This window comes from Luteibacter sp. P4_E6, assembly GCF_056401535.1.
This window is the reverse complement of the sequence record NZ_JBFUJE010000700.1, coordinates 1-1,714: the sequence shown is the minus strand read 5'-3', so window position 1 is coordinate 1,714 and position 1,714 is coordinate 1. Positions and strand designations below refer to the sequence as shown.

General features: G+C 55.4%; 2 protein-coding genes. Both read left to right on the top strand.

Translation table 11 applies throughout. The features are described 5' to 3' along the window. Positions 1-793 (top strand): OLD family protein (locus AC1DT2_RS22550; RefSeq protein ID WP_477298872.1); only part of this gene is annotated, 793 nt, incomplete at its 5' end. Positions 794-1,093: 300 nt separating this feature from the next. Continuing rightward, positions 1,094-1,714, top strand: a 621-nt coding sequence (locus tag AC1DT2_RS22545; protein WP_477298873.1) for a DUF4062 domain-containing protein, incomplete at its 3' end; no start/stop codon positions are given.

Genomic DNA, 1,714 nt, shown 5'->3' with positions numbered 1-1,714 from the left:
CGATGAACCAGGGGCCTATCTGCATGCGACGGCGCAGGAAGATGTGTTGAAGCTCATCGAGAATCTGGGCGGCGCGTTGCCGGTGGTCTACAGCACACACAGTCCCTACCTCATCGACCACAAACGCATTGACCGCATCCTGGCCGTGGAGCGTGATGCACAGAACGAAGATAGCAACACCATTGTCAGGAGAGGGCTTGAACTCGCCGCTTCGTCGCAGATGACGCTGGCCCCGGTGCTCGCCGTGATGGGCGTCGATTTCTCGAGCCAGCAGCTCATCAAGCGCAAGGGCAACATACTCCTCGAAGAAAACAGCGGCTACTTCTATTTCTCCGCGTTTGTCTTGCTCACTGAAGTAGGCAAAGAGCTTTCTTTGATAGCGTGCAACGGCGCTGACAACATAAAGGTTGTCGCCGACCTGCTCACGGCATGGCGGCTGGAGTTCAAAGCTGTTCTTGATGAAGATGAAAAGGGCAAGCAGGTGTCGCGCCAACTGCGGGCGAAGTGGCAGCTCACGCCAGAGGAGGGGGCCGCTCGGACATTGTTGCTCGCAGGATGTGCCGGCATCGAGGACGCGTTTACCCGCGAAGAGTTTGAAACGCTCGTAGCTGTCGGGAACGAGCTGGCAGCCGGCGCGACCAATGCAAAGCGCGTGGAAGCGTCGAAGTTGTCAAAGCCCATGCTGGCACATCATTTCTACATGGCAGTGAAGGAGGGCACTATTAAGGCCGACCGACTCAGTGGGGAGACGCTTGGCCGATTCTCCGAATGGTTGCACTGGATGGAGGCTTGAGAAGAAATTCTGCGCGCGGAGCGTTGAAGCTCCGACGCGCAGGTTCGTGGACTCTGAAAGCCTCAGTCAGAGCGCTTCCCGCCGCATGTAGGCGTGAGCTGGTTGTGACTAAGTAGTTTGGGCCACTAAGGATGTCGGCCCTAAGGGGGCCGACCACCCACCGTTGTCCAGTAGAGTTCGTTCAGACGCCGACGCCCTTAGGGTCGCGCCCCGACTGGTTTCCGCAGTTATCGATGCTCGACCTGCGTATCTGTGCCATCTATAAAAAGTTTGGTGTATTCCAAAAAGTCTTCGGTCAATATGGCTTCTTTGTTATTCAGCGAGGTCGCGATGTCGAGTCAAGTTCAGGTATTTGTCAGTAGTACCATGAAGGATCTTCAGAATGAACGTCGTGCCACGATCGCGAGCCTCAGGCGTCTGAATATCCATCCAGTAAACGCGGAAGACATTTCTCCGAATGGACTCCCCAGCTGGGATGTCATTAAGCAGAATATTGAGAAGTGCCATTTGGTAATTCTTCTACTCGGTGATGCTTACGGCTACATACCCGAGAGTGGCGTCGGCTCGGTCGAGAAGCTTTCCGTAACGCACCTCGAGTTCAGGCATGCTCGAAATTTGGGCATTCCGGTAATCGTGTTTCAGAAGATATTGAGGCATCCGGCTCCGGAAGATCGGCTCCGCGATGAGTTTCGAAGCGAGGTGGCTGATTGGGAAAAAGGACTATTCCGGGGAGAGTTCGAGTGGGCGGACGACCTTGGCAAGAAAGTCGCCGATGCCTTATTGGGTCTGTGGACAGACACGTTCATCAAGGACTACGTGCGATCTCGCGATATGAGTATGGCGGCGACAGAAGCGAGCACCGCGAATGCTGTGTCGCGCCGGCATGGCGCCGCTCGATCCCTTTCTTCTCAATGGATTTTG